Source organism: Mycobacterium sp. smrl_JER01, assembly GCF_048513595.2.
Classification (GTDB): domain Bacteria; phylum Actinomycetota; class Actinomycetes; order Mycobacteriales; family Mycobacteriaceae; genus Mycobacterium.
In genome coordinates, this window is the sequence record NZ_JBLXXK020000001.1 from 2,018,633 (window position 1) to 2,044,280 (window position 25,648).

Genomic DNA, 25,648 nt, shown 5'->3' on the forward strand with positions numbered 1-25,648 from the left:
TGTCGCCGGACCTGAGTCCAGCGTTGTCGCCCGGATCGAAGAGGTCGGATGGCCCGGTCGGCGACCCACGAGCACGCGCTTGTCCTGCAATTGCGGACATCAGCAAGGAGCGTGGGCGTGACCGATCGAGTCCTCGATGAACTGGGCTTCTACCTGCTGGCTGGTGCTGGCGGGGAGGGGCCGGCCAGCCTGATGGAGGAGGCCCGACGCGGCGAGCAATTGGGCTTCGGCACCGGGTTCATCTCCGAACGGTGGAATGTCAAGGAAGCTTCCTCGCTGACCGGCGCGGCGCTGGCGGTCACCACCGGGATGCGGATCGCCACCGCGGCAACGAATCACAACACCCGCCACCCCTTGATCACCGCATCGTGGGCGACCACCATGCACCGGCTTTCGGGCGGACGTTTCACGTTGGGCATCGGCCGCGGTATCGCGGCGCTCTACAACGCCTTCGGGGTTCCCGACGTGACGACAGCACAGATGGAGGATTTCGCGCAGGTAGTGCGGAGGCTCTGGCGCGGCGAGCTGATTTTCAATCATGACGGGCCGCTGGGCAGCTACCCGGTGCTGTTTCTGGACCCCGATTTCGATGAGGACATCCGGCTGGCGCTCGTGGCCTTCGGGCCCCGGACGCTGGCGTTGGGCGGGCGCGAATTCGATGATGTCATTCTGCACACCTACTTCACGCCCGAGACGTTGCAACGCGCGGTGAAGACGGTCAAGACCGCTGCCGAGCGGGCCGGCCGCGATCCCGCCGACGTGCGGGTGTGGTCGTGTTTGGCCACCGTCGGCGACCATGTGCCCGAGGAGCTGCGGCTGAAGAAGACGGTGGCCCGGCTGGCGACCTATCTGCAGGGTTACGGCGACCTGCTGGTCACCACAAACAGATGGGATCCCGCTGTGCTGCAACGATTCCGGGAGGACGCGGTGGTGCAGTCGATTGCCGGTGGAATCGACCACAAGGCGACGTCCGAACAGATCGAACACATCGCCACCCTCATTCCCGGGGAATGGCTGGAGCCGGCGGCGACCGGGTCCGCCCGCGAGTGTGCCGACCGGGTTCGTGCCGAACTGGACTACGGGGCGGACGCGGTGATCATGCACGGCGCCACTCCAGACGAACTCGAACCGATCGTCGCCGCCTACCGCGCCGGCGGTTGATCCCGGCGCGCGGTGCGACGCCGACCGCTGCTCAAGTGGGCCCGATCCGCCCGGATCAACAGCACCGAGCGCCCGGATTGACGTCGGCCGCCGCGTGGCGGTGCCTCCAGTACTCGCGTTCGCTCATCGCCTGCTGACCAGGGTGCGTTCGCCCGTGATGCTGCAGATAGCGCTGATAGTGGTTGTCGCCCATCAGGGATTTCCAGTACCAGCCGATGTGGCCGAGGATCCGGCGCGCGCCTTCGGCAGAGCGTCCCACTGTTTCTGCACCTCCTTCTCTGCTGCAGTCATGAACATGTCCGACGGTGCGAACATTCGCGAGGGAGTCGGGTCATCCTCGGTCAGCGGACTGCCCTGCCCGCGAATCGCCTTGATCGCCGCCATGACTCCGGCGGACACCACGATGATCACCAGGGCCGCGAACACAATCGACAGGGTGCCCTGGATGAACGTGTTACGAATGACGGCGTCGAGTTGCCCGGCATCCTTGGCGGCACCGAAGCTGGTCTGTCCGGCGTCGCGGGCGTTGCGGTACTGGAAGTGCTGCGTCCAGTAACCCACCCGGGGGTCGCCGGAGAAGATCTTCTGCCAGGACGCCGTCATCGTGACCACCAGATCCCAGGCCAGCGGGATACCGGGTATCCAGGCCCACTTCAGCAGGCCTCGTTTGATGATCACGACCGTCACCACGGTCAACGCGATCGCCGCCAGAAGCTGATTGGCGATGCCGAACAACGGAAACAGTGTGTTGATGCCGCCGAGCGGATCGGTGACGCCCATGAGCAGAATGGATCCCCAGGCGGCGACCACGATGACGCTGCAGACCCACGCTCCCACCCGCCAGCTCGGGTTACGCAGCTTCTTGAGGGGACCGCCGAGATTGCCGAGCCCGTCGGAGAGCATGAACCGGGCCACGCGGGTACCGGCGTCCACAGTGGTCAGGATGAAGAGCGCCTCGAACATGATCGCGAAGTGGTACCAGAACGCCTTGAGTCCCGCCCCGCCGAAGACCTGGTGGAGCACCTCGGACATGCCGAAAGCCAGCGTCGGCGCTCCGCCGGTCCGCGACACGATGGACTGCTCCCCGACGCTCCTGGCCGCGTCGTCGATCTCTGCGGCGCTGATCGGTGCGCCGGAGAGGCTGAGTCCGTTGACGTAGTCGGCGGCGCTCTGCGCGGTGGTGCCTGTCGCGGCCGAGGGTGCGTTCATCGCGAAGTAGAGGTGCTGATTGAGGATCGCCGCCGTGATGAGCGCCATGATCGCGACGAAGGACTCGGTGAGCATCCCGCCGTAGCCGATCAGCCGCATCTGGCTTTCTTTTTCGAGCAGCTTGGGGGTGGTGCCCGACGAGATCAACGCGTGGAAACCCGACAACGCCCCGCACGCAATCGTGACGAACAGGAACGGGAACAGCGAGCCGGCGAACACCGGGCCCGAACCGCTGGCGGCGAACGTCGAGATCGCCGGCGCCTCCATCACCGGCCGGGCCAGCAGAATGCCTACGGCCAGCAGCGCGATGGTGCCGACCTTCATGAAGGTCGACAGGTAGTCACGCGGGGCCAGCAGGAACCATACCGGAAGCACCGACGCCGCCAGGCCGTAGATGATGATGCACCACGACAGGGTGACCTTCGACAGCGTGAACCACTCTTCGCCCCAAGACGTTTCGGCGACCCAGCCGCCGGCTACCACTGCTAGCAGCAACAGGCCCACCCCGATCAGCGAAACCTCCGAGACCCGGCCGGGGCGCAAGAACCGCAGATACAGGCCCATGAACATCGCGATCGGGATGGTCATCGCGATGGAGAAGACCCCCCAAGGACTTTCGGCCAGTGCGCCCACCACCACCAGAGCCAGCACCGCCAGCAGGATCACCATGATCACCAGCACGCCGACGATGGCCGAGATACCGCCGACGACGCCGAGCTCATCGCGCGCCATCTGTCCCAGCGACCGTCCCCGCCGTCGCACCGAGATCGACATCACCAGGTAGTCCTGCACACAACCGGCGACGACAGCTCCGATGATGATCCAGATCGCGCCCGGCAGATAACCCATCTGGGTGGCCAGGACCGGCCCGACGAGCGGACCCGCCCCGGCGATGGCAGCGAAGTGATGACCGTAGAGGACCCGCCGGTCCGTCGGCATGTAGTCGGTACCGTTCTCGAAAACCTCTGCCGGAGTGGCTTTGTCGTCGCGGGGACGGACCACTTTCATCTCGATCAGCCGGGCGTAGAACCGAAAACCGATCACATAGGTGCAGATCGCGGCGATGACGAACCACACGGCGTTGACGGTCTCCCCGCGGAAGAACGCGATGATTGCCCACGCCACGGCCCCGGCCAGTGCCACCACCGTGAAAATGATCTTGTGTTTGACCGTGATCGGCGATCTGTCGATGACGGCGACGGGCGGAAGATCCTTATCCGTGCGGACATAGGTGATGTGCCCGTCGGTCTCTTCGATACGGTCCGATGCGGCGGTAGGTGTGGCCACGTTGTCCCCCCGGTCTCCCCGTCGGCTCGACGGCGTTGCGTCCTCGGTCGGTGCCTGTGTCGATACTGGCACCGGACAAAGCGCATGTGTGAAGAAACTCCCTAATGCCAGGTCAGCTTCCGTGTCGCCGCAGCCTGGTGTGAGCGCAGGCCGGTGTGACCTCAGCGCGGTGTCACCTCAGCGCGTGCCGGCTCAGCCTGCCCGATCATGAAACGCGCGAACCGCGTCGACGGTGTCGGCCTCGGCGGCGGTTTTGTCGTCGCGGTAGCGCAGGACCCTGGCGAACCGCAGCGCCATCCCGGCGGGATATCGGGACGAGGTCTGGATACCGTCGAAGGCGATCTCGACCACCTGCTCGGGCCGGACCCGCACCACGTATCCGTCGGTGTCCCCGTCCGACAGCTCCAGGAAGCGCTGCGTCTGCCAGGCGAGCATCTCGTCGGTCATACCCTTGAACGTCTTGCCCAGCATGACGAAACCGCCGGTGGCCGGGTCCCGGGCACCGAGGTGGATGTTGGACAGCTTGCCCGTACGGCGGCCCGAGCCCCATTCGACCGCCAGCACCACCAGATCGAGGGTGTGCACCGGCTTGACCTTGAGCCAACCCGCACCGCGGCGGCCGGCCTCGTACGGGGCGGCCGGTGACTTGGCCATCACACCTTCGTGTCCCGCCGCCAGCGTTACGTCGAGAAACTCCCGGGCAGCGGCCGGATCCGACGTCACCAGACGGTCGACGCGCTGGGCCGCGGGCACCGTAGCGTCCAGCGTGGCGATGCGCTGCTCGGTGGGCAGATCGAGCAGGTCGACCCCGTCGACGTGCAGCACATCGAAGAAGAACACCGACAGCGTCTGCGGCCGCGCGGACGGGGTGTCTGCCGGGCCGCCGCGGCGGCCGAAACGCGACGCGGTGACCTGAAACCGGTGCGGGCGGCCGTCCGGCTTGAGTGCGATCGCCTCGGCGTCGGCGATGAGGTCGGTCACCGGCAGCGCCAGTGTCGCGGCGACCACCTCGGGCAGCCGGCCGGTCACATCGTCGAGACTGCGGGTGAAGACCGCGACCTCGTCGCCGCGACGATGAATTTGCACCCGGGCCCCGTCCAGTTTCGCTTCGAACACCGCGAGACCACCCAGACGGTCCAGCGCTTCGTCGACCCCGCCTGCCGTCTGCGCAAGCATCGGACCCACCGGTCTGCCGACCCGCAGTGTGAAACGGGCCAGCGCGGACTCACCTTCGGTGATCGCTGCGGCAGCGACTGCCGGAAGGTCCCCGCCCAGCATGGCCGCTCGGCGCACCGTCGCGGCGGGAACGGCCGCGGCCCTGCCCACCGCGTCGGCCATCACCCCGACGAGTGCTCCCTGGCGCAGCTCACCGGTCAACAGTCGACGCAGAAAGGTCTGCTCGACCGCGGTGGCCGCGGCAAACAGCTCGGCGATCAGTTCGGCGCGGCGCGCCTGCGAACCCTTGCCGGAGGTGGAACCGATCTCGCCGAATCGGGCGTCGACATCTCGCACCGCCAGGGTGGGCTCCGGGGCGGGGTCGGGCAGCGATCGCAGCGTAGCCCAGCCGACGCCGATCTGACGCTGGGTCAGCTCGCCGGACAGCCAGGAGACCACGATGTCGACCTGCCCGGCATCGCCGTCGGCGCCGGCCGTCCGCAGCAACTCGGCGAGCCGCGCGATCTTGACCGACCTCGCCGCCGACGCCGCGACGTCGGCAGAGGCGGAGGCGACGTCTTCCAATAACACGACACCACCCTGGCACGGGGCACCGACAACCCGGACGGGCGGGCTCAGCGGACGGCGAAGGTGATCGAATGCCAACCGGTCGCACCGTCGGGGACGGGGTCCACCCGCTCGGAGGTCTGGGTGTAACCGCTGTCATCGGTGGCGCGCACGGTGATCGTGTGGAAACCGGTCTCGCGGGCCTGCCAGGGAAAGCTCCACAGCCGCCAGGTATCGCCCGAATAAGCCTCGCCCAATTCGGCCTGCTGCCAATCGCCGTCGTCGATCTGGACCTCGACGACACGGACCCCACGGCTCTGGGCCCACGCGACACCGCCGAACGTCACCGGACCAACCGGCACGTCCTGGCCGCTGCGCGGCACGTCGATGCGCGACGCGGTCTTGATCGGACCGCGGGCCGACCAGCCCAGCCGCGTCCAATACGCCTCCGCGCGGTCAAAGCGGGTCAGCTCCAGACCGGTCACCCATTTGGTGGCCGAAACGTAGCCGTAGAGTCCGGGAACCACGAGGCGGGCCGGGTAACCGTGCTCGATCGGCAGCGGTTCACCGTTGAGACCGACAGCCAGCAGCGCATCGTCGGCGGTGAGCGCCTCGACCGGGGTGCCGGCGGTCCACCCGTCGACCGACATCGACAACACCATGTCCGCATCGGTCTGCACACCGGCCTCGGCGAGCAGATCCCTGACCCGATACCCCGTCCACACCCCGTTCGAAATCAGGTCACCGCCAACCGGATTGGAGACACAGGTCAGGGTCATCACCTGCTCCACCACCTCGAAGCGGTCCAGGTCCTGGTAGTCGAGGGTGACCTCGCGGTCCACCATGCCGTGGATGCGCAGCCGCCAGTCCTGCCGACTCAGCTGCGGGACGGTCAACGCGGTGTCGATGCGGTAGAAGTCGGTGTTGGGCGTCACGAAGGACGGCAGCTCAACGCCCTTGGGCTGCACCGCCTCCGGGATCGCACGGGCGGCCCGGTCGATGCGAGGAAGGGTGAATGCATCGCGGTCGCCGGCCACCGAGGAGGTCAACCGACCGATGACCACGCCCGCCACCCCACCGGCCGCACCAACCGCCAGCAACCCCAGCGTCACCAGGGACCGGCGTCTGCCCTCGTCGGTGTCCGACCCGGCGGCCTGGTCACCGAAACGGTCCGAATCGAGCAGGCGCAGGACTCCGATGCCACAGGCGGCGCCGATGACGGTGGGGATCAGGTCCACCGCGGTGGCGCCCGCGCGGGAGAGCACCGCGGCGCAACCGACACCGGCGGCGGCGGCGATGGCCGCGCTGCCGATCGGTCTGCGCCTGGACTCGGCCATCCCGGCGAACGCGGCGATCACCGCGATCGCCATCAGCACCATCACCGTCAGCGCGAGCTTGTCGGCGGTGCCGAACGTGTCGATCGCCCAATCCTTGACCGGGCCCGGAGTCAGCTCGATGACCGAGGCTCCGACAGCGGTGCGAACGTCGGCCTCGGGGCCGAACGCGACACCGACCAACTGGGCCACCCCGAGCGCCACCGCGGCTGCTGCGACGCCGCCCATCGCCTTGGCGCCCAACGAGGTCATAAGGCCAAACTACCGGCGCAGCGCCCGTCAAGTCCTTACCGAAGCATGTCGTCCCCGTGCGGTTCGGGCGCGCACGAGCACCCTGGTTGTCGGGTAGCGCGCCCGGTTCACCACTACGGTGGGAGAGGTGGCTACAGTTGCCGATCACGTCATCGCGACTCTTCGCACCAGCGGAATCCGTCGGGTCTACGGCCTGCCGGGCGACAGTCTCAACGGATTCACCGATGCTCTGCGCCGCGCTGGTGACATCTCGTGGGAGCACGTCCGCCACGAGGAGACCGCGGCGTTCGCCGCAGCCGCCGACGCGGCACTGACCGGGCAACTGGCAGTCTGTGCGGGCAGCTGCGGCCCGGGCAACCTGCACCTGATCAACGGGCTGTTCGATGCACAGCGCAGCCGGGTGCCGGTGTTGGCGATCGCCGCCCACATCCCGCGCGCCGAAATCGGCTCCGAGTACTTCCAGGAGACCCACCCCCAGCAGCTGTTCGGCGAGTGCAGCGTCTACCGGGAGATGGTCAGCACCGCTGAGATGCTGCCGCGCATCCTGCACATGGCGATGCGGGCCGCGGTGGAGGAACGTGGCGTCGCCGTGATCGTGGTCCCCGGCGAGATCTTCCTGCAGAAGACCGATGCCACCCCCTGGCAGAGTCGGCCGGTGGTCGCGACCCGATCGGTGCTCCGACCCGACGACGCCGCGCTGCGCGACGCGGCGTCCATCCTCAATGCCGCGCAGGCGGTCACGATTCTCGGTGGCGCAGGCGTCGAGGGAGCCCACGACGAACTGGTCCGGCTCGCCGCGACCCTGAACGCACCCGTGGTACATGCGTTGCGGGGCAAAGAGTTCATCGAATACGACAACCCCTACGACGTCGGTATGACCGGTCTGCTCGGTTTCGCGTCCGGCTACAAGGCCATCAAAGAGGCCGACACCCTGCTGATGCTTGGCACCGACTTCCCCTATCAGCAGTTCTATCCCGATCACGCCAAGATCATCCAGATCGACATCCGCGGCCGGCACCTCGGCCGGCGCGCACCGATCGACCTCGGCCTGGTCGGCACCGTGGCCGACACCGCGACCGCGCTGCAACCACTGCTGCGGCAGAAGACCGACAGAACGCATCTCGACCGCGCGCTGCGTCACTACCGCAAAACCCGCAAGACCCTCGACGACCTTGCCGTCAACGATCGCGACCGCACCCCGATCAGGCCGGAATACGTTGCCGGACTGGTTAATCGGCTCGCCTCCGAGGATGCGGTGTTCACCGCCGACGTCGGCTCTCCGGTGGTGTGGGCCGCCCGCTACCTGGCGATGAACGGCCGCCGTCGGCTCATCGGGTCGTTCAACCACGGCACCATGGCCAACGCGGTCCCGCACGCCATCGGCGCCCAGACCGCGTTCCCGCAGCGGCAGGTGGTGGCGCTGGCCGGCGACGGTGGACTGACGATGCTGTTCGGCGAACTGATCACCTTGGTCCAGAACCGGCTTCCGGTCAAGGTCGTAGTGTTCAACAACTCCTCACTCAACTTCGTCGAGCTCGAGATGAAAGCTGCCGGGATCGTGAACTTCGGCACCGAGCTGAGTAATCCGGACTTCGCGGCCGTCGCACAGGCGATGGGTGTGTTCGGCCGACGCGTGGAGCGACCCGACGAGCTCGTGGCCGCGCTGACCGAAGCGTTCGCCGTCGACGGACCTGCGGTCGTCGACGTCGTCACCGCCCGGCAGGAGCTCTCCATCCCGCCCGCCATCACCGCCGAACAGGCCAAGGGCTTCTCGTTGTACGCCATCAGGACGATCCTTGCGGGGCGCGCAGACGAACTACTCGACCTGGTCACCACCAACGTGGCGCGCCGCATCCTGGACTGAGCCGCAACCGTTCCGCCCCGCCCTCGGGTTCGGACCTGACACGATGGCGGCATGCCAGTCGACGTGACGCTCACCGACACCGATCAGGACGCGCTGCGGAACTGGGTGCGGGCCAGCGGGATCGGGAAGGCCGTCACCGATGTCGAGCCGCTGACCGGCGGATCGCAGAACATCGTCGTGCGGCTGCGGGTGGACGGTGAACCGATGGTGCTGCGTCGTCCGCCGCCACACCCGAGACCCACCAGCGACAATACGATGCGCCGCGAGATCGCGGTGTTGCGGACCCTGAAGGGGAGCGCGGTTCCCCACCCGGAGTTGATCGCCGGATGTGAGGACCTCGATGTGCTGGGGGTGGTGTTCTATCTGATGCAGTCCGTCGACGGCTTCAACCCGGGCACCGAGGTCGACCCGGCCTATGTCCGCGATGCCGGAATGCGTCGCCGGGTCGGCCAGTCGTACGCGGCGAGCCTGGGCGCACTGGGCACGGTGAACTGGGAGGGCAGCCCGCTGGCCGCCCTCAAACGCCCGGGATCGTTTCTGGCGCGCCAGGTTCCGCAGTTCCTGCGGTTGCTGGACAGCTATCGCCACGAGAACTACGCGCCCGAGTCGTTCCCGTCGGTACATGTGCTCGCCGATTGGCTGGATTCACATCGACCCGACGACGCCGAGCCGGCAATCATGCACGGCGACTGCCATCTCAACAACGTGCTGCTACGGCGCCAAACACCCGAACTGGCTGCCTTCATCGACTGGGAGATGTGCACGATCGGAGATCCGTTGCTCGATCTCGGATGGATGCTCGTCTGTTGGCCTGAGGGCCCGAACCCGATCGGTGCCGGATCGGAGCTGGCCGCCCTCGGAGGTTTGGCGACCCGCGGGGAACTCCTGGAGGCCTACCTCGGCGCCGGCGGTCGCCCGACGTCGCAGCTGGACTGGTACGTGGCGATGGCCTGCTTCAAACTGGCCATCGTCATCGAGGGCACGTGGTCGCGTTATCTCGCCGGACAGGCCAGCGCCGAGGCGGGGGAGCGGTTGCACAGTTCGGCGGAGAACCTGATCGCGTGGGGAACACACGTGTCCAGGGGGAACAACCCGTTCGTATGATCAGCGGTAGGCGTCGACGCCGAGTTTGACCGCGAGCGCCAAACCCGCGGCGGCGATGGCGATGCGCATCGGTGTGTCCGGGGTGTGGCGCACCACCACCGGACCCAGCCGCGAGCCCAGCAGGCAGCCCGCTCCCAGCACCAGCACTGCGGCCCACTGCACCGGCGCCACCGCCGCAAAGACCAGCGCGGCGACACCGTTGGCGACCCCCAGGATGACGTTTTTGCCCGCATTGGCGTGCGCCAGTGTCTCCCCACCGAGTCGCAGGAACAGTGCGAGCAGCACGACCCCCGCCGCGGCGCCGAAGTAGCCGCCGTAGATGCAGATCGCGAGTACCGCCAGACCCTGCAGCGCCGCTGCCGCGGTCTGCCTGCGCCGTGACGCCAGCGCCGGATCCGCACGCGGACGCACCGGGAGCACGATCGCCAGCGAGGCGAATCCGAGCAGCAGGGGGACGATCTTCTCGAAACCCTCGGCGGGCGTGGACAGCAGCAGCGCCGCGCCGGTCACGCCGCCGAGGACGGCGAAGGGCAGCATACGTCGCAGCGCCGCACCCTGGCCGGCCAGTTCGGGCCGGGACCCCAGGACCGAGCCGACACCGTTGAAGACCAGGGCGACGGTATTGGTGACGTTCGCCGTCACCGGGGGCAGCCCCACCAACAGCAGCGCAGGATAGGTCGACACCGACGCCAGGCCGGCGATGCTGCCGGTCAACCCACCGATGATTCCGGCCGCGAAGAGCAGCACCGCATGCGACCAGGACACCGGCAACATTGTGCCCTCGTCGCCGAGCGGTTCCGCCGTCAGATAAGGGTTTGCACGATGTGACCACGCAGGTCTAGCATCGCTGACGTGCCGAGGCGACTCGTAGTAGCAACCCGCAGCGGGGTCTGATCCTGACCGACCCCTCGCTGTGGGTCGTGCTACGTCGTCGGTCGCTCCCTCTCGGATCCAGAAGGCCGGCACATGAATTCCCCGATCGTCAGCTCAGATGAGGCCACCATGACGCGTGCGTCGGCCGTGACGTCTTCGAATGTGACTTTCTCCGATGTCGTGACCGGCCGGATGCCGGCGGCATTGCGCGAGCTGGCCGAGGCCAAGTCGTTCGACGAGTTCTGCGACGAGTACGCGCCCACCTCGGGACCGGTGCGGCTGGGGCAATGGTCCTGTGTCGACGGTGAGCGGCCGTCGGGCAGGTTGGGCCCGCAGGCCCGTACCTATCAGGCGACGCTGGCGTTCGGGGATCGCATCGGCACGGCACATGCGGCGGCGTGCGGCCCGGTGGCAGCGCTGACCGCGATGCTCTACGAGCGTGGAGTCGCCGTGGAGATGACGGCCTTTCATCAATTGCCTGCCGGTACGCACACCGCGACGTTCATCCTCGGCAGTGACGGTGGCAGCGCCCGGTGGGCGCTGGGGTGGTCCGCCGATCCGACCGAGTCGGCGCTACGCGCGGTCGTCGCGTGCGCCAACCGCCTTCTGGCCGACTGAGGTTTCAGCGCCGGGGGCGCAGCATGATCGGCATGCCGTCGAGCGGGACGGGCATGCCGCCGTAGTCGTAGCGGGGCTGGTATCCGGGTCGGGGCAGTTCGAGCCGGTAGTTCTGCAGCAGCCGATGCATGACCGTCTTGATCTCCAGTTGCCCGAAGACCATGCCGATGCATTTGTGGGCACCCCCACCGAACGGCGCGAACGCGTAGCGGTGCTTCTTGTGCTCATTACGTGGTTCGGCGAACCGGGCGGGATCGAATGTCTCTGGGTCGGTCCACAGCTCCGGGAGCCGGTGATTGATCGACGGCCAGGTCACCACACTGGTGCCGGCCGGGATGTAGTGGCCCAGCAGGTCGGTGTCGCGCACCGCCTGGCGGAAATTGAACGGCAGCGGGGTCATCATCCGCAGCGACTCGTTGATCACCAGGTCGTAGGTTTCGAGCTTCTCCAGCGCCTCAATGTCCAACGGGCCGTCGCCGATGCGTGCGGATTCCTCGCGCAGCCGGTCCTGCCATTGCGGGTTGGCGGCCAGGTGGTAGGCCATGGTGGTCATGGTCGACGTCGACGTGTCGTGCGCAGCCATCATCAGGAAGATCATGTGGCTCACGATCTGGTTGTCGGTGAAGCTCTGACCGTCCTCGTCGGCCGAATGGCACAGCACACTGAACATGTCGGTGCTCTCCGAGCGCCGCTTCTCGCCGATCCGGCTGGAGAAGTAATTCTCCAGGGTCTGCCGGGCCTTGATTCCCCGCCACCAGGTCAGCGGCGGAATGGGTTTACGCACGATCGCATTGCCCGCGCGCGTGGTGGTGGTGAACGCCTGGTTGACCGTGGTGACCAGCGCCCGATCGGTGCCGGCCGGGACACCCATGAACACCTCGGAGGCGATGTCGAGGGTGAGCTCTTTGATGGCCGGGTGGAACAGGAACCGCGGATCGTCGGCAACCCAGTCGTCGGCGAGCACCGCCGAGGCCACCGAGTCGATGTGGGAGACGTAGCCCGTCAACCTGGAGCGGGTGAACGCCTCCTGCATGATCCGGCGGTGGAACAGATGTTCCTCGAAGTCCAGCAGCATCAGACCGCCATCGAAGAACGGGCCGATCACCGGGTCCCAGGCGCGCTGCGAGAAGTCCTTGTTGCGGTTGGAGAACACGGCCTGGGTGGCGTCGGGACCCAGCGCCATCACCGACGACAGCGCCGGTGACTCGGCGAAGTAGACCGGCCCGTGCTTGCGATAGAGCTCGAGGACGAAGTCGGGTCCGCCGCGGAAGATCTCGATCATGTGACCCAGGATCGGCAGACCCGCATCACCGAGGACGGGTTTGAGATCGCTTCCGGCCGGTGGATCGGCCAGCACGAACTGGTCCCACTTCTTTTCCTTCAGGCGTCGTTCCACCAGGCCCATGCCGGGAATGGTGACCGGGGTCGGCTTCAGGCGGCGTTTGGCCTGGTCGAGATAGTAATCCGTGGTCGAAACTGTGGGCACCTGAACACTCCTGACGTCACCGGCTGTGGTCGATGTCACTCTGTCCGCCATCCTGACCGAGAGACTTGACGCCTGTCAAGTTAGCAACGGTTTGTGTCGGAGGTGTCGCGGTGCGATGGTTGACAGCCATGACGGCCGATCCCGCTCCCACCGACTTGCGTCGTAGCAGAGGCGATCGCCAGCGGGATGCCATCGTCGCCGCGGTGCACGATCTGCTTCAGGAACGCTCGTTCGCCGATCTGTCGGTCAGCACGATCAGTGAACGCGCCGGAGTGGCGCGCTCGGGTTTCTACTTCTACTTCGACTCCAAGTACGCGGTGCTCGCGGTGATCGTCGCCGAGGTGATGGCCGAGTTGGATCAGCTCACTCACGACTTCGCGCCGCGCAGACCGGGGGAATCCCCGTCGGACTTCGCCAAGCGCATGGTCGGCTACGCCGCGACGGTGTTCTCCCGCAACGACCCGATCATGAGCGCATGCAGTCTGGCTCGCGGCACCGATGCGCAGATCCGCGAGATCATGGACGACTTTCAGGACACCGTGATCGCCAAGATCGTCGGGGTTGTCGAACAGGACTCGGGCGCTCGCCCGATCTCCGATGACCTGCCGGCACTGGTGCGCACGCTGGTCGCTGTGACCTCGATGACGCTCGCGCACGACTCGGCGTTCGTCGGCCGAGGTGATGACCACGCCCGCGCCGTCGAGATCGTCGAACGGCTCTGGCAGAGCGGGCTGTGGGGCGCCGGCGACCTGGGTGCGACGCGGTAGCAGGCCGGGCGGTTGATCGGTTCGAGGTACGGGGCGCCGGCTGTGCGCCGGTAGTGTCCGTCTCATGGCACAGCGGAACAGGTTTGACGATTTCACCGGCAAGCGCTGTCTGATCACCGGCGCGGCGAGCGGGATCGGGCGCGCGACGGCGCTCAACCTTGCGGCGCGGGGCGCCGAACTGTTCCTCACCGACCGCGACGCCGACAAGCTCGCGCTGACCGTCGCCGACGCCGCCGCGCTCGGTGGCGTGGTCGCCGCCCATCGTGCCCTCGATATCACCGACTATGACGCGGTCGCCGAATTCGGCGCCGACATCCACGCCGCGCATCCCGCGATGGACGTCGTGATGAACATCGCCGGGGTGTCCGCCTGGGGCACCGTGGACAGACTCACCCACCACCACTGGAAGTCGCTGGTCGACATCAACCTGATGGGCCCCATCCACGTCATCGAGACCTTTGTGCCGCCGATGATCACGGCCCGCCGCGGCGGACACCTGGTCAACGTGTCCTCGGCCGCCGGCATCGTGGCCCTGCCGTGGCACGCGGCATACAGTGCGAGCAAGTACGGGCTGCGCGGGCTGTCCGAAGTGCTGCGGTTCGACCTTGCTCGGCACCGGATCGGGGTGTCTGTGGTGGTGCCCGGCGCGGTGCGGACGCCGCTGGTGGACACCGTGCACATCGCCGGGGTGGACCGCGACGATCCGAACGTCCGCAAGTGGACCGGCCGCTTCTCCGGACATGCGGTCTCCCCGGAGACCGCGGCCGACAAGATCCTGCAGGGTGTCGTCAAAAACCGCTACCTGGTCTACACCTCACAGGACATCCGGGCGCTGTATCTGTTCAAACGGACCATGTGGCTGCCCTACAGCATCGCGATGAAGCAGGTGAACGTGCTCTTCACCCGCGCGTTGCGGCCGGCCAAGGACCGCTGAGGTCATCGACTGCCCCAGTCCCACGGCGGGGTCGACAGCAGGTTCTGCTCGGCGATCTTCGTCTCACCCCAGTCCTTGAGCAGTTCGATCTCCCACCGGTCGCCGTCGGACCCCATCGGCTCGGTTTTCAGACATTCCCGTAGCGTCGACGAGTGGGTGACCACCACGACCTGGGTCCGGTCGGCGGCGGCGTCGATCAGTCCAGCGAGCGGACGGACCAGATCGGGATGCAGTGAGGTCTCCGGCTCGTTGAGCACCATCAGCGAGGGCGGTTGCGGGCTCAGCAGCGCCGCCGCCCAGAGCAGGAAACGCAGTGTGCCGTCCGAGATCTCGGCGGATCGCAGCCCTCGCAGCATTCCGGGTTGGTGCAGCTGCAGGTCGAAGAGACCGTCGGTGACCGCCACCGACACCGAGGCGCCGTCGAATGCATCGGCGATCGCCCGGGGCAGATCCTCTGCGCCCGTCTCGAGGATGGTCTGTACCGCCGCGGCCAGGTCGGCGCCGTCATCTGAGAGCACCGGTGTTCTGGTGCCCACCTGGGGTAGCCGGGCGGGTGCCTGGGCGTCGGCCCGGAACCCGTCGTAGAATCGCCAGTCCCGCAAGCGCTCCCGCACCATCACCAGTTCGGGCGCGGCGCCGGCCCAGTCGGCCAGCACGCTACGGTGTGCGGGCAGGTTGCGCGCCAGCTCGTCGAAGCCGCGCTCGCCGGCAACCTCGACCAGCCCGCGTATCCGGCGCACCAGGGTGGTCGCCGGGCGGGCCACCGGACCGGCGAACACCAACTCGCGTTTGACCTCGGGATCACGCCCGAAGGCCGTTTGCCGGGCCTGCGGTAGGCCCAGGTCGATGAGGTAGCCGAAATCATCTGTCGCATAACCTAATTCGATCGACACCGGCCGGGTGCGGGGTCCACCCTGCGCGGTGCCGGTGCGGCGAGCCGCTCCGAGGTGTTCCGGGCCGGCCCACATCGCCGACTCCACGCCGCCTTCACGAGCGAACGACGAGATGACCTCGCCGCGGCCGCAGTCGGCCAGCAAGCGCAGTGCCCGGTACAGCGAGGATTTTCCGGTGCCGTTGGCGCCGGTGATCACAGTGAGCCGCCGCAACGGGAGCACCAGTTCGCGCAGTGAGCGGTAGCCGCGGATCGCGACGGTCTCCAGCATTCCCCGAGCCTAGGACGCGGTGCCGACAGCCGGTTCGTGCCGGGCCGCCGGTCGTCGTCAGCCGCGCTGGTCCGGCATGACGAGTTCCAGCCGTACTCCGAGGAGTCGGACGGGACGCTGCACATCGAACTGCGCGAGCAACTCGACGGCCGTGCTGACGATCCGGTCGCGATCAGTGCTCGGCGCAGCGAGTTTGCGGATCTTCGTGCGGGTGAAGAACGTGTCGGTGCGCACGGTGACGGCCACCCGGGCGACCGTGCGATGGTGGGCGGTGACCTCGGCCAAGGTGCGTTGCGCGAGTTCTGTCACCGCCTCGGCCATTTCCGCGGGATCGGTGAGATCCTGACCGAAGGTGACGACGTGGCTGCGCGAACGGGCCACCCAGGGTTCGGCACTGACCGTGGTGTCGCCGCCGCCCTTGGCCAACAACAGGATCCACAGTCCGGTCGACGGACCGAAGGCCGCCGTGAGGGTTTCCGGATCGGTGCCGGCGAGATCTGCCACCGTGGTGATTCCCATGCCGGCCAATTTCTTCGCGGTCTTGGGGCCCACTCCCCACAGGGTGTCGACTGCACGGGCACCCATGGTGGGCATCCAGTTGTCGTCGGTGAGCACATACACGCCGGCCGGTTTGCCGAAACCGGTGGCGACCTTGGCGCGCTGCTTGTTGTCGCTGATGCCGACCGAGCATGACAGACCGGTCTGCGCGGTGACGACGTGCTGGATTCGGTGTGCCAGCTCCACCGGATCGTCGACCTGGGCTCCGAGGTAGGCCTCGTCCCAGCCCCACACCTCCACGGGGTGCCCGAAGTTCCGGAGCAGGGCCATCACCTGTGCGGAGGCGGTGTCGTAAGCCTCGGGGTCCGACGGCAGAAACGTCGCGTCCGGGCACCGCCGGGCTGCCGAGCGCAGCGGCATCCCGGCGTGCACACCCAGCGCCCGCGCTTCGTAGGACGCGCAGGTGACGACCTTGCGTGCCTCGGTCGGGTCACCGCTGCCACCCACGATGACGGGTAGGCCCGACAGCTCGGGCCGGCGCCGCAATTCCACCGAGGCGAGGAACTGATCGAGGTCGACATGCAGGATCCACTGTCTCCGGGTCGAGATCCCGGAGCCGGTCATGTGCCGCAGAGCTTGCGCGCCACCGACTCCCACGCGTCACCCAGGTCGGTCAGAGTGCGGTTCTCGTCGTGAAGTTGATGATGCACATAGTCGGCGTCGAGCAGGGCGAGCAACGCGGCCGCCTGGGCGTCGAGATCACCGGTGGTACCGGCAGATTCGAGCAGCAACCGAACATGACGGTGATGCAGCGTCATCGGCGCGTTGAACTTCATCTGAGGGTCGCGCCCGACGTCGGAGAGCAGGGCGTGATGGGTCTCGACGAACTGCAGCCGTTCCCGGCCGTAGGCGAGCAGACGTTGCAACGGCGGCGCCTGCGGGCCCAACGGCGGCGGGCCGAACAGGAACGCCTGCTGTTGAGCCTTCTCGTCCTCGTCGAGGAGCACGATCATCAGGCCGGCTCGGCTGCCGAACCGACGGAACAGGGTGCCCTTGCCGACGCCGGCGGCCGCCGCGATGTCGTCGGTGGTCACCGCTTCGGCGCCGCGCTCGTCGACCAGCCGCCGGGCCGCGTCGAGCAACAACGCCCGGTTGCGCGCTGCGTCGCCGCGTTCGGGCGGGGCCGGATCGCTTACCGGCAGGGCCGGCAGTCCGTTCCGGTTCTCCACAGGACTCACCTGGCCACTTTAGCTCAGGCGGAATTTAACGGACTGGGGTCCGGTTGGCCTCTGGTAAGAGTCGAACAACAGAAAGAGGGCAGAGATGACGCAGAGCGCGAACAAGACGGTGCTGGTTCTGGTCGGCAGTCTGCGTGCGGCTTCGGTCAATCGCCAACTGGCGGAACTGGCCGTCGAGACCGCGCCCGCCGACGTGACCTTGGAGCGGTTCGACCGGCTGGGAGAGTTGCCGTTCTACAACGAGGACATCGACAACGAGGACGTGCCCGAGCCGGTCGCCGCACTGCGTGCCGCAGCCGCACGCGCCGGCGCGGCGTTGGTGATCACGCCGGAGTACAACGGCAGTATCCCGGGTGTCCTGAAGAACGCCATCGACTGGTTGTCGCGTCCGTACGGCGACGGCGCGCTCAAGGGCAAACCCCTGGCCGTGGTGGGTGCGGCGCTGGGCCAGTACGGCGGAGTGTGGGCTCACGACGAAACGCGTAAATCGTTCGGCATCGCCGGCCCCAGGATTGTCGAGGATCTGGAGTTGTCGATCCCGACGGCGACGCTGGACGGTAGGCACCCTCGGGAGCATGCCGAGCTCGTGGAGCGGGTAGGCGGCATCGTCGGAAAGCTGGCCGCCGAGATCGGCTGATGCCGGGCCGCGGCCCGCCCGGGTGTGATCATCGCACCGGGGACCGGTCGCGGCAGCTCGCCGTTCGGCGCGCATCGGGCACCCGGCCTGGCCCCGGTGTCGGCTGCGGTGTTTGCTGCGTGTGCTCGGGCGTTCGTGGTGGAGGCCGGGCATTTGCTGTCGGGCCGGGGGGTGGTCGTGGTGCAGCCGCCTGTTGTCGGTGGGTGCTGATACACCGGAACGATCCGGAAGCGTCACGTCTGCGACACGCCGATGTGACCTGCGACACGCCGGACCGATGCCCGGTGAAAGGCTTACGACCTGGGAATTTCATAAATGTCATTCAGAACATCTGGTATCTCTTCTGATTGTCGGCCACTAGGTGTAGTGTTTCGAACACCGACGGACCCCCAAGATATTGGGGCCGGCCGGGGCGAGAAGATCCGGCGTCGTCGGCCCACCGACCCGCTGACTCCCTGGCCCGGCGGTGTGGAATTTTGGGAGTGGTCGGGCCGCTGTTATATAGCGAAAAGCACCAACAATGCAGTTGCCAGCCCGTTTGTCGTTTTGCCCCCTCGTGGCGTTAGGAGCCGTACCGCAGATGACTCAGCCAGCACCCGTCACCGTGTACACCAAGCCTGCCTGCGTGCAGTGCAACGCCACCTACAAGGCTCTCGACAAGCAGGGCATCGCCTATGAGGTGGTCGACATCAGCCTCGATGATGAGGCACGCGATTACGTGATGGCGCTCGGCTACCTGCAGGCCCCGGTCGTGGTGGCCGGAAACGAGCATTGGTCGGGGTTCCGTCCGGACCGGATCAAGGCACTGGCCGGGGCGGCCATCGCAACGGCGTGACCCGTCGGGGCCGACGGGTCACGACCGGACAGCGGGAGACCGGCCGGACAGCGGGAGACCGGGTAGTGCCACCCCGGTAGCAGCAGGCAAGTAGCAGCAAGCGGGTATCGGATCAGCGAGTACGAGGGGAGGGGTGCGACATGGGCAATCTCGTGTACTTCTCCAGCGTCTCGGAGAACACCCACCGCTTCGTCCAGAAGTTGGAGATCCCGGCCACCCGGATTCCGATCCACGGACGCATCGAGGTCGACGAGCCGTATGTGCTGGTGCTGCCCACCTACGGCGGCGGTCACGCGAACGGTCCTGATCCCGAGCGCGGGGGCTATGTGCCCAAACAGGTGATCGCCTTTCTCAACAATGAACACAACCGGTCGTTGATCCGCGGTGTGATCGCCGCGGGCAACACCAACTTCGGCGCCGAATTCGGCTACGCGGGCGTCGTCGTCTCGCGCAAGTGCGGCGTCCCGTTTCTTTATCGATTCGAACTCATGGGGACGACGGACGACGTCTTCGCCGTCCGCGCCGGACTCACTGACTTCTGGAAGGACCAGACGTGCCACCCACCGTCACAGCTGCAGAACCTGTAACCACCGGCGTGCACGCCCTTCCGGGCGAGATGGATTATCACGCGCTCAACGCGATGCTGAATCTGTACGACGCCGACGGCAAGATTCAGTTCGACAAGGACGTCCAGGCGGCGCGCGAGTACTTCTTGCAGCACGTCAACCAGAACACGGTTTTCTTCCACAGTCAGGACGAGAAGCTCGACTACCTGATCGAGAAGAACTACTACGAGCGCGAGGTGCTCGACCAGTACTCGCGCAACTTCGTCAAGGAACTGCTGGATCGCGCGTACGCAAAGAAGTTCCGGTTCCCGACGTTCGTGGGCGCGTTCAAGTACTACACCTCCTACACCCTCAAGACCTTCGACGGTAAGCGCTACCTCGAACGCTTCGAGGATCGGGTCGTGATGGTCGCGCTGACACTGGCCGCCGGCGACACCACGCTGGCCGAGAAGCTGGTCGACGAGATCATCGACGGCCGATTCCAGCCGGCCACCCCGACTTTCCTCAACTCGGGCAAGAAGCAGCGCGGCGAACCGGTCAGCTGCTTTCTGCTTCGCATCGAAGACAACATGGAGTCCATCGGGCGCTCGATCAACTCCGCGCTGCAGCTGTCCAAGCGTGGTGGTGGAGTCGCGTTGCTGCTCACCAACATTCGTGAGCACGGCGCACCGATCAAGAACATCGAGAATCAGAGTTCCGGTGTCATCCCGATCATGAAGCTGCTGGAGGACTCGTTCTCCTACGCCAACCAGCTCGGCGCCCGCCAGGGTGCAGGCGCGGTCTACCTGCACGCGCACCACCCCGACATCTACCGCTTCCTGGACACCAAGCGGGAGAACGCCGACGAGAAGATCCGCATCAAGACGCTCTCGCTGGGCGTGGTGATTCCCGACATCACCTTCGAGCTGGCCAAGAAGAACGAGGACATGTACCTGTTCTCGCCTTACGACGTCGAGCGGGTGTACGGAGTTCCGTTCGCCGACATCTCGGTCACCGAGAAGTACTACGAGATGGTCGACGATGCGCGTATCCGCAAGACCAAGATCAAGGCGCGCGAGTTCTTCCAGACGTTGGCCGAGCTGCAGTTCGAATCGGGCTACCCGTACATCATGTTCGAGGACACGGTGAACCGGGCCAACCCGATCGCCGGCAAGATCACCCACTCCAACCTGTGCTCGGAGATTCTGCAGGTCTCGACGCCGTCGGAGTTCAACGACGACCTGTCCTACGCCAAGGTCGGCAAGGACATCTCGTGCAACCTGGGGTCGCTCAACATCGCCAAGGCGATGGACTCGCCGGACTTCGCACAGACCATCGAGGTGGCGATCCGGGCGCTGACCGCGGTGAGCGATCAGACCCACATCACCTCGGTGCCGTCGATCGAGCAGGGCAACAACGACTCGCACGCGATCGGCCTGGGGCAGATGAACCTGCACGGCTATCTGGCGCGGGAGCGGATCTTCTACGGCTCCGAAGAAGGTGTCGACTTCACCAACATCTACTTCTACACCGTGCTCTACCACGCCCTGCGCGCATCGAATCGCATTGCGATCGAACGTGGTACCGCGTTCAAGGGTTTCGAGCAGTCCAAGTACAAGTCGGGGGAGTTCTTCGCCAAGTACACCGACCAGGTGTGGGAGCCCAAGACCGACAAGGTGCGCCAGCTGTTCACCGATGCCGGGATCCGCATCCCGAACACCGATGACTGGAAGCGGCTCAAGGAGTCGGTGCAGACTCACGGCATCTACAACCAGAACCTGCAGGCCGTGCCGCCGACCGGGTCGATCTCCTACATCAACCACTCGACGAGCTCGATCCACCCGATCGCCAGCAAGGTGGAGATCCGCAAGGAAGGCAAGATCGGGCGGGTCTACTACCCGGCGCCCTACATGACCAACGACAACCTGGAGTACTACCAGGACGCCTATGAGATCGGCTACGAGAAGGTCATCGACACCTACGCCGCGGCCACCCAGCATGTCGACCAGGGGTTGAGCCTGACGTTGTTCTTCAAGGACACCGCGACCACTCGCGATGTGAACAAGGCGCAGATCTACGCCTGGCGTAAGGGCATCAAGACGCTGTACTACATCCGGCTGCGCCAAATGGCCCTAGAGGGAACCGAAGTCGAGGGTTGCGTCAGCTGCATGCTGTGAGTCGCCCCACGGCTGTGCGCGAAAGTGCAGTCACAGTAGTCGCCGGCCTGTCCGGACTACCGTGACAGCACTCTCGCGGCGCAGGGTCGCAGCAGACAGCGTCGGAGCGATGGCACGCGATGTCAACAGTCAGTGAGGCCATCCTCGTCATCGCGCTGGTCTTCGCAATCGTCGTCGCGATGTTCGTCCTCATCTATGCGTGGGACAGGTGGGGGAAGGGGAGTCGCCTGGAACAGCGCATCGACCGCCTCTTCGATCGTCTCAACGACAGATTCGACCGGTGACATCCAGCGCTAACCTGGGTGCTGAGACCGGACATCATGCACAGGGAGCGGGGTGGGCCGTGGCGGCCAAGGCGTGGAGAGATCTACCTCCGGCGGGCAAGGCGACGATCATCGCCATCACCGCACTCGACGCCGGAATGCGCGTGTGGGCCTTGCGTGACCTCGCCGGACGCGACGCCGCCGAGGTCAACGGCCCGAAGTGGCTGTGGGGCGCAGCGATGGGGCTGGTGACCTCCTCGGGAGTTCTGCCGGCCGTCTACCTGCTGCGTGGACGCAAGCCCGCGTGATCTCATCACACCGGCACCTGTGTGCGCGACGCGGTCGCGGTGGACGCAGTAGTGAAACGACCCCGGCCATGGGAGCACTCATATCCGCCAAAGCGAAGGTGCTCAGCGTTCGCGCACCTCGTCGGCGCGCAACGCCTTCAGCCGCCGTTCTTCGCGTAGCACGTTCTGATAGCTTTCGCGCTCGGCGACCAACCAGTCCGGTTTGTCGGCAAGCAGCGCGTCGATCTGCTCGGTGGTGAGCGGATCCACCACCCCGCCCCGCGCAAGGCCGGCGATCGAAACACCCAGTTTGGCCGCCACCAAGTTCTTGGGGTGCGGCCCGTTCTTGCGAAGATCCATGAGCCATTGCGGAGGATCGGCCTGCAAGGCCGCGAGTTCGTCGCGGGTGATCGCGTTCTCCTGGAACTCTGCAGGCGTTGCGGGCAAGTACACGTCCAGCTTCTTGGCCGCCGTGGCGGGCTTCATGGACTGCGCGTTCGGCCTGCTCATGGCACCACCATATCGACAGCGTGCGCCGGTAGCCTGATGCGGTGGCTTCGTCTTCGCTGTCCTCGCAGACCGCGCTGACCGTGGGATACGTCCCCGGCGGGACACCCGCGAAGTGGGCCCGCATCTGGGCCGAGCGCCACCCCGACGCGCCTTTGCAGTTGTGCGCCGTTGCCGCCGTGGACGCCGCAGCCGCCGTGTCGAACGGCACCGTCGACGTGACGTTGCTCCGGTTACCCGCGGACACATCGGGGCTGGCGGTCATCCCGCTGTACGAAGAAGCCACGGTCGCCGTCGTACCCACCGACCACATCCTCAGCGTGGCCGACACCATCGCCATGGCGGATCTCGAAGCAGAGCCGGTACTGCTCCCGCTCGACGACGTCCTCGCCTGGCCTGAGATTCCCGGTGAGCCCGTTCAGCGTCGACCCGAAACCACCGCGGCGGCAATCGAACTCGTCGCCGCCGGGCTGGGTGTGCTGCTCGTGCCCCAGTCGTTGGCGCGGTTGCACCACCGAAAGGACCTCACGTACCGCCCGATCACCGACGCACCCAGCTGCCCGGTGGCACTCGCGGTCCCCGAAGGGCAGCAGTCTGCACTGGTCGAGGAGTTCATCGGGATCGTGCGGGGACGCAAACCTGGTTCGTCGCGGGGGCAGGACCACACGGCGCCGAAACGCACCGCGCGGGAGAAGACTCTGGCCAAGCAGGCTGCCCGCGCCGCCGCCGGGAAGGTCGCCCGTAAACCGGGACGGGCAGGCCGCGGACGGCGCTGAACGCTCAGATGGTCAACGTGCCGTCGTCGTTGATCGTCCACTCGGGGTTGCGCGCCACCTCCCAGACATGGCCGTCGAGATCGGCGAAGTAGCCCGAGTATCCGCCCCAGAACACCCGCTCGGCCGGCTTGAGAATCGTCGCTCCCGCTTCTTCGGCCTGCGCCAGGACCGCATCGACATCGGATTCGGTGCGCTGATTGATGGCGATGGTGATCCCACTGAAGCGGCCGTCGACCGGCTGGCGGGCATCCGCGGCGAGGTCGGTCCGACCGAACAACGCCAAGGCGATTCCAGGCAACTGGTAGAACACCACACCCTCTGGTGCGGCCGCCGGTGCCCAGCCGAGCCCCTGCTCGTAGAAGTGCCGCGCGCGGGTGAGATCGTCGACACCGAGCGTGATCAGGCTGACTCTCTGCTCCACGGGCCCAACCCTACGGCGCGACAGCTCTCTGACCGCGGGACAGCTGCACGGCCGATCGTCGAAGCCCCGAGAATCGGGCAGTTCGACAAAGTTCCCGCACCGGCTCGGGCGAAATGAATGACCGGGGTCACATTTCTCGCCCGATTGGGTATGCCACCGGCCATGACTGCGTCGTTTTTCAGCCGAGAGCGCATCGTCGCCGCACCGGGCTGGAGTCGCTGGTTGGTCCCACCTGCGGCTTTGTCCATTCACCTGTCGGTCGGCGCGGCCTATTCGTGGAGCGTGTTCAAACTGCCGCTGGAGGAGTCGCTCGGAATCTCGGGCACCCTCAGCGCCCTGCCGTTCACGGTCGGCATCGTCGTCCTCGGACTCTCGGCAGCAATCTTCGGCACCTGGGTCGATCGCGCCGGCCCGCGGGCGGCGATGTTCGCGGCGACCTGCTGCTTCTGCGGTGGATGGTTCGTCGGGTCGGCGGGGCTGCTGATGGGGCAGTTCTGGCTCGTGCTGCTGGGGTACGGACTGCTGGGCGGTATCGGCTGGGGCATCGGCTACATCTCGCCGGTCGGGACACTGATCAAATGGTTCCCGGACCGGCCCGGCATGGCGACAGGGCTGGCCATCATGGGGTTCGGTGGTGGCGCGCTGATCGCTTCGCCATGGTCGACAGCGATGCTCGACACATTCGGCGCGGACACCGTCGGCATCGCGAAGACCTTCGCCGTGCACGGCGCTGTCTATGCCATCTTCATGTCGCTGGGATGGCTGCTGATCCGCGTTCCCCGGCCGGACTGGAAGCCGTCGAACTGGACGCCCCCACCCGTGCAGAGCAACTCGATTGTCACCGGCGGTCAGGTCTCGGCCAACAATGCGATCAAGACGCCGCAGTTCTGGCTGCTGTGGGTTGTGCTGTGCTTCAACGTCACCGCCGGCATCGGAATCCTGGAGAAGGCATCCCCGATCTACCAGGACTACTTCCCCTCGGCAGGCGGCGCGGCGACCGGGCTGGCAGCGGCCGCAGCCGGATACGTCGCGATGCTGTCGCTGGGAAACATGCTCGGTCGCATCGGATGGTCCAGCCTCTCGGACAAGATCGGCCGCAAGAACGCCTACCGGCTCTACCTCGGTGTCGGGGCGCTGCTGTATCTGACCATCACGCTGATGGAGAATTCCAGCAAGGTCGTCTTCCTGATCGCCACGATCCTGATTCTGTCGTTCTACGGTGCCGGTTTCGCCACGGTGCCGGCATATCTGCGCGACCTGTTCGGCACCTTCCAGGTAGGCGCGATCCACGGCCGGCTGCTCACAGCCTGGTCGGCGGCCGGCGTGCTCGGGCCCATCATCGTCAACTACGTCGCCGACCGGCAGGCCGAGGCCGGCCGGGAAGGGCCCGCGCTCTACACCCTGTCGTTCTCCATCATGATCGCGCTGTTGATCGTGGCGTTCATCGCCAACGAACTGATCCGGCCGGTCAACGACAAGTGGCACGAGCCCGACCAGTCGAGCACATCCAACCGAAAGGACGCTGTCCGATGACCGACCAGCCCGCCGACACCGACCTGCGGGAGTACACGCCGACGGTGCCCAAGGTGTACATCGCCCTGGCGTGGATCTGGGTGGCCGTGCCGTTCGCCTACGGTCTCTACGAACTGCTGATCAAGGCGGGCAGACTGTTCGGCGCCTGACCGGATTC

26 protein-coding genes are annotated in these 25,648 nt (G+C 66.5%); 15 read left to right on the top strand and 11 right to left on the bottom strand.

What is annotated here, in order from left to right; translation table 11 throughout:
• Positions 1–117 precede the first annotated feature (117 nt).
• Positions 118–1,161, top strand: coding sequence for a TIGR03857 family LLM class F420-dependent oxidoreductase (locus ACNUDN_RS09480; protein WP_419121701.1), 1,044 nt, complete (start codon positions 118–120; stop codon positions 1,159–1,161).
• 55 nt (positions 1,162–1,216) lie between these two features.
• Here the strand turns inward: ACNUDN_RS09480 and ACNUDN_RS09485 are convergent, their stop codons facing one another.
• The 4 genes from ACNUDN_RS09485 to ACNUDN_RS09500 form a co-directional block, all read right to left on the bottom strand.
• Entirely contained in the window at positions 1,217–1,354 is a 138-nt protein-coding gene (locus tag ACNUDN_RS09485) for a CstA-like transporter-associated (seleno)protein (RefSeq protein WP_419121702.1), read from the bottom strand.
• The gene (locus ACNUDN_RS09490) at positions 1,354–3,657 is read right to left on the bottom strand and encodes a carbon starvation CstA family protein (RefSeq protein ID WP_419121703.1); all 2,304 of its coding nucleotides are present in this window, start codon (positions 3,655–3,657) and stop codon (positions 1,354–1,356) included. The genes ACNUDN_RS09485 and ACNUDN_RS09490 overlap by 1 nt, the downstream gene beginning before the upstream one ends.
• Before the next feature lie 192 nt (positions 3,658–3,849).
• Positions 3,850–5,403 (bottom strand): ATP-dependent DNA ligase, encoded by a 1,554-nt coding sequence (locus tag ACNUDN_RS09495; protein ID WP_419121704.1) that lies wholly within the window; start codon positions 5,401–5,403, stop codon positions 3,850–3,852.
• Between the two features lie 44 nt (positions 5,404–5,447).
• On the bottom strand, positions 5,448–6,965 hold the full coding sequence (locus ACNUDN_RS09500; protein ID WP_419121705.1) for a molybdopterin-dependent oxidoreductase: 1,518 nt from the start codon (positions 6,963–6,965) through the stop codon (positions 5,448–5,450).
• 127 nt (positions 6,966–7,092) lie between these two features.
• Here ACNUDN_RS09500 and poxB point away from each other — a divergent pair, with 127 nt between their 5' ends.
• Both poxB and ACNUDN_RS09510 read left to right on the top strand, forming a co-directional pair.
• The gene (gene poxB / locus ACNUDN_RS09505; RefSeq protein ID WP_419121706.1) at positions 7,093–8,829 is read left to right on the top strand and encodes a ubiquinone-dependent pyruvate dehydrogenase; all 1,737 of its coding nucleotides are present in this window, start codon (positions 7,093–7,095) and stop codon (positions 8,827–8,829) included.
• Positions 8,830–8,880: 51 nt separating this feature from the next.
• Complete coding sequence (locus tag ACNUDN_RS09510) at positions 8,881–9,933, top strand: phosphotransferase family protein (protein WP_419121707.1); 1,053 nt, start codon at positions 8,881–8,883, stop codon at positions 9,931–9,933.
• Here ACNUDN_RS09510 and ACNUDN_RS09515 read toward each other — a convergent pair whose 3' ends face one another.
• Positions 9,934–10,707 carry a sulfite exporter TauE/SafE family protein gene (locus ACNUDN_RS09515; RefSeq protein ID WP_419121708.1) on the bottom strand — a complete coding sequence of 258 codons (774 nt, stop codon included), beginning with the start codon at positions 10,705–10,707 and terminating at the stop codon, positions 9,934–9,936.
• Between the two features lie 228 nt (positions 10,708–10,935).
• Between ACNUDN_RS09515 and ACNUDN_RS09520 the strand changes: the two genes are divergently transcribed.
• Positions 10,936–11,424 carry a 2-isopropylmalate synthase gene (locus ACNUDN_RS09520; protein WP_419125087.1) on the top strand — a complete coding sequence of 163 codons (489 nt, stop codon included), beginning with the start codon at positions 10,936–10,938 and terminating at the stop codon, positions 11,422–11,424.
• Between the two features lie 4 nt (positions 11,425–11,428).
• Here the strand turns inward: ACNUDN_RS09520 and ACNUDN_RS09525 are convergent, their stop codons facing one another.
• Positions 11,429–12,910 carry a cytochrome P450 gene (locus tag ACNUDN_RS09525; RefSeq protein WP_419121709.1) on the bottom strand — a complete coding sequence of 494 codons (1,482 nt, stop codon included), beginning with the start codon at positions 12,908–12,910 and terminating at the stop codon, positions 11,429–11,431.
• A 128-nt stretch (positions 12,911–13,038) separates the two neighbouring features.
• On the opposite strand from ACNUDN_RS09525, the gene ACNUDN_RS09530 reads away from it, so the two are divergent.
• Positions 13,039–13,677, top strand: a complete 639-nt coding sequence (locus tag ACNUDN_RS09530; RefSeq protein WP_419121710.1) for a TetR/AcrR family transcriptional regulator — start codon at positions 13,039–13,041, stop codon at positions 13,675–13,677.
• A 64-nt stretch (positions 13,678–13,741) separates the two neighbouring features.
• Positions 13,742–14,611, top strand: coding sequence for an SDR family oxidoreductase (locus ACNUDN_RS09535; protein ID WP_419121711.1), 870 nt, complete (start codon positions 13,742–13,744; stop codon positions 14,609–14,611).
• Positions 14,612–14,613: 2 nt separating this feature from the next.
• On the opposite strand, the gene ACNUDN_RS09540 is transcribed toward ACNUDN_RS09535, so the two are convergent.
• From ACNUDN_RS09540 to ACNUDN_RS09550, 3 genes are read right to left on the bottom strand one after another with little or no spacing between them, the layout of a single operon-like run.
• On the bottom strand, positions 14,614–15,774 hold the full coding sequence (locus ACNUDN_RS09540; protein ID WP_419121712.1) for an AAA family ATPase: 1,161 nt from the start codon (positions 15,772–15,774) through the stop codon (positions 14,614–14,616).
• Positions 15,775–15,831: 57 nt separating this feature from the next.
• Positions 15,832–16,896: a DNA polymerase IV gene (locus ACNUDN_RS09545; protein WP_419121713.1), complete on the bottom strand. Its 1,065-nt coding sequence runs from the start codon at positions 16,894–16,896 to the stop codon at positions 15,832–15,834.
• Complete coding sequence (locus ACNUDN_RS09550) at positions 16,893–17,510, bottom strand: TetR/AcrR family transcriptional regulator (RefSeq protein WP_419121714.1); 618 nt, start codon at positions 17,508–17,510, stop codon at positions 16,893–16,895. Before ACNUDN_RS09550 ends, ACNUDN_RS09545 begins: the two co-directional genes overlap by 4 nt.
• A gap of 85 nt (positions 17,511–17,595) precedes the next feature.
• Between ACNUDN_RS09550 and ACNUDN_RS09555 the strand changes: the two genes are divergently transcribed.
• From ACNUDN_RS09555 to ACNUDN_RS09580, 6 genes are all read left to right on the top strand, one after another.
• Positions 17,596–18,147 carry an NAD(P)H-dependent oxidoreductase gene (locus ACNUDN_RS09555; protein ID WP_419121715.1) on the top strand — a complete coding sequence of 184 codons (552 nt, stop codon included), beginning with the start codon at positions 17,596–17,598 and terminating at the stop codon, positions 18,145–18,147.
• A gap of 580 nt (positions 18,148–18,727) precedes the next feature.
• Complete coding sequence (nrdH, locus tag ACNUDN_RS09560; protein ID WP_419121716.1) at positions 18,728–18,982, top strand: glutaredoxin-like protein NrdH; 255 nt, start codon at positions 18,728–18,730, stop codon at positions 18,980–18,982.
• A 140-nt stretch (positions 18,983–19,122) separates the two neighbouring features.
• Positions 19,123–19,569: a class Ib ribonucleoside-diphosphate reductase assembly flavoprotein NrdI gene (gene nrdI, locus ACNUDN_RS09565; RefSeq protein WP_419121717.1), complete on the top strand. Its 447-nt coding sequence runs from the start codon at positions 19,123–19,125 to the stop codon at positions 19,567–19,569.
• On the top strand, positions 19,536–21,704 hold the full coding sequence (gene nrdE, locus ACNUDN_RS09570; RefSeq protein ID WP_419121718.1) for a class 1b ribonucleoside-diphosphate reductase subunit alpha: 2,169 nt from the start codon (positions 19,536–19,538) through the stop codon (positions 21,702–21,704). Before nrdI ends, nrdE begins: the two co-directional genes overlap by 34 nt.
• 119 nt (positions 21,705–21,823) lie before the next feature.
• On the top strand, positions 21,824–21,988 hold the full coding sequence (locus ACNUDN_RS09575; RefSeq protein ID WP_419121719.1) for a hypothetical protein: 165 nt from the start codon (positions 21,824–21,826) through the stop codon (positions 21,986–21,988).
• The gene (locus ACNUDN_RS09580) at positions 21,985–22,275 is read left to right on the top strand and encodes a hypothetical protein (protein ID WP_419121720.1); all 291 of its coding nucleotides are present in this window, start codon (positions 21,985–21,987) and stop codon (positions 22,273–22,275) included. Before ACNUDN_RS09575 ends, ACNUDN_RS09580 begins: the two co-directional genes overlap by 4 nt.
• Before the next feature lie 102 nt (positions 22,276–22,377).
• Here the strand turns inward: ACNUDN_RS09580 and ACNUDN_RS09585 are convergent, their stop codons facing one another.
• Entirely contained in the window at positions 22,378–22,764 is a 387-nt protein-coding gene (locus tag ACNUDN_RS09585; protein ID WP_419121721.1) for a DUF5997 family protein, read from the bottom strand.
• 56 nt (positions 22,765–22,820) lie between these two features.
• Here ACNUDN_RS09585 and ACNUDN_RS09590 point away from each other — a divergent pair, with 56 nt between their 5' ends.
• Positions 22,821–23,537: a LysR family substrate-binding domain-containing protein gene (locus ACNUDN_RS09590; RefSeq protein WP_419125088.1), complete on the top strand. Its 717-nt coding sequence runs from the start codon at positions 22,821–22,823 to the stop codon at positions 23,535–23,537.
• Positions 23,538–23,541: 4 nt separating this feature from the next.
• On the opposite strand, the gene ACNUDN_RS09595 is transcribed toward ACNUDN_RS09590, so the two are convergent.
• Positions 23,542–23,958, bottom strand: coding sequence for a VOC family protein (locus ACNUDN_RS09595; RefSeq protein WP_419121722.1), 417 nt, complete (start codon positions 23,956–23,958; stop codon positions 23,542–23,544).
• A 162-nt stretch (positions 23,959–24,120) separates the two neighbouring features.
• On the opposite strand from ACNUDN_RS09595, the gene ACNUDN_RS09600 reads away from it, so the two are divergent.
• Both ACNUDN_RS09600 and ACNUDN_RS09605 read left to right on the top strand, forming a co-directional pair.
• On the top strand, positions 24,121–25,491 hold the full coding sequence (locus ACNUDN_RS09600; protein WP_419121723.1) for an L-lactate MFS transporter: 1,371 nt from the start codon (positions 24,121–24,123) through the stop codon (positions 25,489–25,491).
• Positions 25,488–25,640, top strand: a complete 153-nt coding sequence (locus ACNUDN_RS09605; RefSeq protein ID WP_419121724.1) for an MFS transporter small subunit — start codon at positions 25,488–25,490, stop codon at positions 25,638–25,640. The genes ACNUDN_RS09600 and ACNUDN_RS09605 overlap by 4 nt, the downstream gene beginning before the upstream one ends.
• The last annotated feature ends 8 nt before the right edge of the window (positions 25,641–25,648 follow it).